At 36.4% G+C, this 7341-nt stretch carries 7 protein-coding genes and 1 pseudogene; 3 read left to right on the top strand and 5 right to left on the bottom strand.

Annotated elements, in window-relative coordinates; genetic code table 11:
* Positions 1-880 (top strand): hypothetical protein (locus tag KHQ28_RS28620; RefSeq protein WP_181255800.1); only part of this gene is annotated, 880 nt, incomplete at its 5' end.
* Between the two features lie 76 nt (positions 881-956).
* Here KHQ28_RS28620 and KHQ28_RS28615 read toward each other — a convergent pair.
* Positions 957-1607 carry a hypothetical protein gene (locus tag KHQ28_RS28615; RefSeq protein ID WP_023302094.1) on the bottom strand — a complete coding sequence of 217 codons (651 nt, stop codon included), beginning with the start codon at positions 1605-1607 and terminating at the stop codon, positions 957-959.
* A 16-nt stretch (positions 1608-1623) separates the two neighbouring features.
* A complete protein-coding gene (locus KHQ28_RS28610) occupies positions 1624-2175 on the bottom strand; it encodes a membrane lipoprotein lipid attachment site-containing protein (protein WP_023302095.1) in 552 nt (183 codons plus the stop codon).
* 635 nt (positions 2176-2810) lie between these two features.
* Here KHQ28_RS28610 and KHQ28_RS28605 point away from each other — a divergent pair.
* Entirely contained in the window at positions 2811-3188 is a 378-nt protein-coding gene (locus tag KHQ28_RS28605; RefSeq protein ID WP_023302096.1) for a hypothetical protein, read from the top strand.
* 85 nt (positions 3189-3273) lie between these two features.
* Here KHQ28_RS28605 and KHQ28_RS28600 read toward each other — a convergent pair whose 3' ends face one another.
* The 3 genes from KHQ28_RS28600 to KHQ28_RS28590 form a co-directional block, all read right to left on the bottom strand.
* The gene (locus KHQ28_RS28600; RefSeq protein ID WP_157847139.1) at positions 3274-3765 is read right to left on the bottom strand and encodes an NUDIX hydrolase; all 492 of its coding nucleotides are present in this window, start codon (positions 3763-3765) and stop codon (positions 3274-3276) included.
* Between the two features lie 496 nt (positions 3766-4261).
* Complete coding sequence (locus KHQ28_RS28595; protein WP_032419487.1) at positions 4262-4495, bottom strand: hypothetical protein; 234 nt, start codon at positions 4493-4495, stop codon at positions 4262-4264.
* A gap of 160 nt (positions 4496-4655) precedes the next feature.
* Positions 4656-5420 (bottom strand): hypothetical protein, encoded by a 765-nt coding sequence (locus KHQ28_RS28590; protein ID WP_023302099.1) that lies wholly within the window; start codon positions 5418-5420, stop codon positions 4656-4658.
* Between the two features lie 1164 nt (positions 5421-6584).
* On the opposite strand from KHQ28_RS28590, the pseudogene KHQ28_RS28585 reads away from it, so the two are divergent.
* A pseudogene (locus KHQ28_RS28585) lies at positions 6585-7212 on the top strand (hypothetical protein); the annotation flags it as partial.
* Between the last annotated feature and the right edge of the window lie 129 nt (positions 7213-7341).

Raw genomic sequence — 7341 nt, 5'->3', positions numbered from 1 at the left:
ACCTAAAACCACAAAAGAAATTTGCTATGAAAAGAATCGGAACACTTTAGATTTACATGGGGAAAAAGACTATTTTATTGAAAAAAGTCTTGGAGAGTTAGAAGGAGTAATGGCCGAATTTGTAAGATTAACATTAGATTACGAAAAACTCATAAAGAACAGAACGATTAGTAATAAAAGTGTTTTGGATAGAAGTAAATATCTTCCTTTTAGTTATAAAATCAAGCTAAGGGAACTGTTGGACATCCCATATTACGCACGCATTTTCAATTATATAATATCAGTTTTTTATTGGAGGCTGACCATAAACGATAGTTATTTCATTCAGAAGATGGGGAAAACAACTCTATCAGAGTCAATTAATAACATACTGAGTGAAAATAAAAGTATTCCGGCTGATATTAGCGATGTTCATCATTTGCTGAGTGAAATGCGAGAGGAAATAATCTCATTCGAATCTTTAATTGACCATAATTCAATCATAAAAATATATAAGAGCCTAATACATCCAGCTAAGAATATTTTTAGAAATCCTAATAATAAAAATCTTATTTTACTGCGGACCACATTCAGTGTTATCAGCTCAGATTTTCCATTTTGTATTTTCGATAACGAGCCTTCACTGGACGATAGGTTTATATTTATTTGGTCGCCTAATGTGATATTCATAAATAATATCAACCTCGATAAAATAGACATCAGGGAGTTCTGTTTTAAACTTTCTTTGTTAAATTATTTAAGCGCAAAAAGGTACGTTTTTAGTAATGATAAAGAATTACTTAATAATGTGATATGCTACGCAAACATGAAATACAACGATGGCGATACAAAAAAAGTAAAGGATGAAATATTGAAAACGCTTACCATGAATAAGATTTAACCATGCTTTATATAAAGGCAAACACATATTGTATTTGCCTTTAGTGACTCAGTTAACACTCACCGAAGTGAAAAAACTAGTTTTCTCTTTTATGTAAAGTATCCCGATAACGCTGCTGTTCAACAATACTCAGATTGGTGTCAGACAGAACACTCCGTCCCTTCACTGCAATATCATAATCAATCTGTGATTGCGTCTCATATTCTTTGGTCGGCTTAAAATAATCTGGTTGCGATGCAGATGACGGAGCAGAATAACCAGAATATGTTTTACTCCCAGCACTACCGAGATAAGCCAGCAGGCAGGCAAACAGGAAGAACAACGTCCACACCGTATTGTATCCATTAACTGTATATCCGCTGCCATAATCGTTTGAAAACACGCTATGAAATCTTACGGCATAGACAATCAGAAATGATGACAGGATAACGGCCCGACTTTTCCCAACAGTTAAATACTTACGCACAAATTTTACCGTTGGTACCAGCGTGACAGCAAACAGCACGATAGCAGCTAACACCAGCCATATTGGAAACAGCCTGTATTTTTGTGTGATGTTCTGCGATAGCGTCACTAACGACAGCACCAAGAAAGCATTAAGAAGAAAAAACCTCAATGACAACGATACTTTAACCTTCTTTTCTGCTTTCCTGAGAAGCAGCACTGGAGCCAGTGATGGTATGTTTATCAGCAGCCCCATGAAAATCACCCAATAGACAGAGTTCATAGCGTTTTCCCTGAAATTACCGTGCAGACCAGCCGTTATTGGTTTTTACCAGAACTATTTTGGCTTCTTCTGGTTCAGCCATCCCTTTAACACTGGAGAACGCTTTTTTGTCCACCCATGAGGGAACATCCGTTAACTTCCATGTATAAGACACGCGAACAACTTTCTGATTACCGTTTCCCGGTTCGGTCCATTCCTTTATCTCAGAAACTTCCCGATGACCGACACAGGCACCGTTCTCACGATCCCAAAACTCAACCTCTTGGCCTTTGTCTGTTACTTCCAGAACATCAACACTGCTAAAGCCATTTGCCTGTTGTGAAACAGTGATCAGCCCTTGTTCAACAAGTCCTTTAAGGATTTCATCACTGGCACTGTATCCGGCAGAACGGTAGCCGCGATTAACCTTAACCGGAAAACCTTTGTTGAATACAATGTCGTTGTCCTGCAGGGCGTAACACAGCTTTGATTGTGATAGTTTCGCGTTGATTGCTTTCTCAAAATCGCCTTTTTCACCGCATCCCGCCAAAGCAAGAGCTGTGCAAGTAACGAGTAAAATCTTCTTCATCTTCCTATCCATCCCGATAATCAAAAATGCTGTTATGTAGAGGTAGCCTGCTGCGCACCTGTAGGCGCTAGAGCTTGTTGTTACTGGCATAACGCAGCAAAACCACCTGATTAACCAATTGATAGGATTCAATTATTTTAATGGGCCGTCATATCGTTTGTAACGATCAAAATCAAAACAAAGATAGATACTAGCTATCATATCTTGTTATTCGATCGATTAAATCAATTAAAACACCGATCGATAAGGTATTATTAATCGACCAAGACTATCAATACTAGGTTATCGATCTGCAATACCGATCATTTTCTTGCTAGATGAATCGTTACTGGATAAAGTAAACGAAAGGATCACTGGAGCGTTTATGCGCTGGTTTGTAGGGATAGAGGGTCAAACCCTATGACCAACAGCCAGCACTGCCCTATGGCCCTTTCTGGACCTTTATTAATGCAACATCAGGGAAAACAACCATGAAGAATGCCGTGAGCTGATTAGATAAAAGACTCACTGGCTTTTGATAAGCGACTTTCTTCACCACTAATTTACATGACCTATTTCGATGGACAGCCTGAACACAACGCTGGTCCCGGCTTTTTCACGCCTATTTTTACGTTTACTGTTTATATGGAGTTAACATGAAAAAACTATTTATCGCTGCTCTGGTGATCCTGCCTCTTACCGCTTGCACCACCTACGGCAACAAATCCCTTAAAGACGAATCCCAACAAACCGTAAAAGCCAAAATCATTAAAGGGAAAACTACCCAGCAAGATGTTATTAATGCATTCGGTGAGCCTCAGACGCGAGGTACTAATGATGGTCAGGAAATGTGGTCTTATTCCAGCATGTCGGGCGAGACTCAGATTTCAAACTACATTCCCGGTCTGGCCCTACTTAAGAACAGCAACACGGCGCATATGAACTCCCTTGAGATCTGGTTCAAAGGGAATGTTGTTGAGCGATATAATTTCAGTCAAACGACGAGTAAGGTTTCGAAGGGACTGTTGGACTAATTATTATATTTAAAGAGCCAATGTTAAACTTTAATTTTCTTATGAACATCACACATTCGGCTCTTTACTTCCCTTTAATATCATCTCAATCGATGGTTATCGGGTGATTAGGAATGCCATTTAAAATTATTCTTTCAAGTTCCTTATTGATATTTATGGGTCTAAAGTTCTCATTAGAGAATTTCATTTCCTCAAGACTCCACCACCGTTTGTCTAAAATGTTGTTTTTTTCATTATCAGTGAGGTCAATCTCACCTATATCACAAGTATTAGCATAGATGATATAGTACTGTTCATGGCTAATAAATTCATCACCATTACGTTTAAAAATAACATTTCTTGACCAAACCCATATTGGTTTGTCCTTAATAATTAAACCTGTTTCCTCTACTAGCTCACGTTTTAAAGCTTGTTCAAAATTTTCATTAGCTTCCAATCCACCGCCGGGAGTGATCCAGAATTCATTAACACTAGAATCGAGATTATCCTTTATATTTTTAAATCTGAATTTAAATAACAGAACCTTATAATTAGTATCAATAAGTAAAGCACGAGCTGAGTTTCTGATATCCATCATATGTCTCTTAAAAATATCAACTAACATCCCAAAATTGAATACGATATTATCTATTTATCCATTCTCACACAACACAACAGCGATCTTAAGCCTATCAACAGGTTGAGATAACGCCTCATAGAGATCGCCCTCTATCTCATGCTCGAACTCACCGCTCCTGAACATTACCACATAGCCATTGGTCAGATCTCGCATGTGCGCAAGGTTTATCGGCTCAATAGCTATCCGGATGTCTGTACCTTTGTATTCAGGTACTAACCCATATCGGTGTGAAATACGATACTTCCTGCAGCTTCCAGTTAAGATAGGAAGTTATCTTCAGCTATGGATTCATGCGGATCTTGCAGGCCAAACGCACTCATCAGTGTTGATTCATCTGATGCTTTAGCTTTCACCCTGCGTCACTTCATCTAGAACACTAACGGGGTGTATTGGGAGACTGGATGTTTTAGGGTTTGGTTTATGGCATCAGCGATCTTACTGTTTCTTCGCTGACTTAGCTGAGTTCAGAAATAAATCTTCCATACACATTTACCATTCGCGCCTTATCGTAATCATCTGCTGATTCAGACAGAAAGAATGAACCGTAATCTTTGATAAAGATGTTATTGTCATTTTCGAGAGTAAGTTTTATCCCGTACTCCTTCTCTTCAACATCTTTAACTATACAGATCATAAATGGTATGTTTTCATTGGTGTTAAAGAGCGTAATGATTTTAATATTATTCATTGTTTGATTTTCCTTTTTTTTATTTTTAATACCATGTTTGTTTTAGAAAAATCAAATTTAACTCAGGTTATATAAATAACATTTCACACGACATTTATATATGAAGCATTCTCGCTCATCTTATTTACTCAATAACGACACATCATCTGTGTAAATGCCTTTAAATATTATCCCAATCTAACGGTTCTTCTGGTGGTAAAAGTGTTGCGGCCTCAATAGTGATACATCCTCCCATCCTTTTACTCATCATCGCCCCTTGGGACTTTTTAGCCTGTAATCTTGCGATTAACAAATCAATATCCTCTTGGTCATTAACATCAGCTATCACTGACTCAATTGATCTATCTTCTTCTGTAATATTTTTATTTATTCGGTCAGTACTGGCAACGCTTTCGGGTTGTTCTTCCATTACTTCTTTCTTTTTTATAATCTCTGAAACAAAGCGAGCACGATCACCATTGAACACAATAGCAGGATTTATAAAATACCAGTTTTTTTCATTCGTTTTAGCAATAATACGTTTCTCAATAAGTTCTTTTATGCCTCTGTAAAAGATAGATTCAGACAAGACGAAGTGATCTATCTTTTCCGCAAGCGACATTGCTTTTTTACAGCTCAGGTAAAAGTGATCTTTACCTATCGCATCCTGATAGATACGGAGAAATATGAAAAACACCTTGTACGCTGTTTTCGTTAAATCAAAATATGCTTTTATCTGGGAAGTGTAGAGCTTAATGAACTCTTCTTTATCGACCTCTTGTGTATGTACTATATTGGCAAAATAAGATTTGCTGGCATCTTTCCTTTCAATAAGTTCTGTTCCTCTTAAAACAGTCAGGTTCTTCTTTCTTGTTTCAATCTTTATCTCTGTCTCAAAGCAAAAAGGATTTAAGCCTAAATCTAAATCAACTTCTATTTCATCCATCACGACATTACCTCTTATTGTTTTATTTATAATTAAATACCATGCACAAAATAGATATCAAGTTTTTTGCATATTTTTTTGCGAAAATATTTTAGAAATCGCAAGTATTCCAGTGACTATAATTTAAAGCACTGTCATTTTTAACCAATAAAATGACATAGAAACTGACTACAGAGTCAGGAAAGCTCACTGTACAGTCAGGAATACTGACCACAGAGTCAGGAACACTGACCGTACAGTCAGTCCCGTTTTTTTGTTCAATCCCTTATACAGCAAGGGCTACAAGCCGATTTTGTCTCAATTTAATTTTGCAAGAAGTAAGAGATAATACTTAAGAGGATAAACAGAAACCGGGCGATTTTTATGATCGCCACATGGGGTTTCAACCTTAAAATGATTAACCATTTTCGGGTTGCATTTTTTATTGCAGAGCTTTCCATTTTATTACATTAAAATCTTTTTTTTGAAAATCACCACCATCTATGAGCTGACGCTCATGTGCTAAAGCACGGCTACGCCCTGACGCTGACATTAATATATTTTTACTTTCATTAGGTAGTTTCCATACTGGCTAGGAAAGTAAAAAAGGATCGTATTTAGATCGTTTCCTCATCCTGCTTTAAAGAAGATCCCATAGCCGTGTAAAGTGTTAACTCTGTAAAAAGGGGTATTTACTCTTCACTGAATGAAAAACATGCACATAAGCAGCACTTCGTGATTGTTCAAGACAATCACATTGCTGGAACAGGGTTCATCCCTGTAATGACGGATTTATCCATAAATAATTGCGGCGATAGCCGCTATGTAGTAAAAGAAAAAAATAACATATCCCTATAACCAAGCAGCGCTTAGTGATTGTCTTATACAATCACTTGCTGTCTATCATTAAAAGTAAAGATATGACAGATGATAAAACGGAACCATTTGACTGGCACACTCCAAGCTTAAGCCATTAAAATCATTATATTAATTATTTTACAGTGAAATTTTTCTGTACTGAAACCAAACATCTTTCTTTGAAAACTCTGTTATATTTAAAAACCATCGAAATCAGTGAACGTAATTTCGCAAAAGTGTATTTTATTTCATTTTTTCACATTTATTTTTGACAATGAATCGCCCTGCATTATATAAATGCATACAATAATAAAAAAAGGGAAACACATGAGCATTGATTACAATAAAATAATGACCTTAAGCAGTGAAGGAGTGGAAGATTACATATACAGAAATAATTTTACTGATAAGCAAAAGCTAGAGATATACGGATTCCACAATAGAAACCGAAAAGATAAAGCAACAGCAAATGTAAACAAAGAACATAGCTCTGATATACAACAGAGAATAGTCTATGTTCACGCTTTTTTAGATAATCTGGAAACGCTCGGGAAGAACATGTCGGGTGCAGAATATACAATAATGATCCGTTTATGTAAGCTCATGCAGAATGGAAATCTGATCGCCAGTGTCTCACAATCTGCTCTTGCAGAAGAGCTTGCCATGAGTAAATCTAACGTAAGTAAATGCTGGCAGAAACTTATTAATAAAAATATTCTGGTGCAAGAAGGAAAACATACAATGATAAATGCGAATCTCTTTCTATAGGGCCAGTACAGAACATTAAATCCTATAAAGAGCCGGGACTATAAATAATCATTGAGAAGAGCCAGTAGAGGCATAGAGAACGTTTTTTCCACAGTTTACGCCTAATGTCGATATTGACTTAAACTCAGTATCAGAAAACAACATTATCGATGATTATACTGAGGAAATTGATAATAAAGAAAATATACAACAGTCATTAACATTAAATGAGGTTTTTATGAAAAAAAGCAAAATAATAGTACGTGGGAATAGTTATTGTGATGGTATCATAATTTTATTCCAAATGGATGGAGAGAAATATTATTATGAACCTATC

Source organism: Klebsiella sp. 28 (genome assembly GCF_018223905.1).
GTDB lineage: Bacteria > Pseudomonadota > Gammaproteobacteria > Enterobacterales > Enterobacteriaceae > Klebsiella > Klebsiella pneumoniae.
This window is presented reverse-complemented; position numbering and strand designations above follow the sequence as displayed.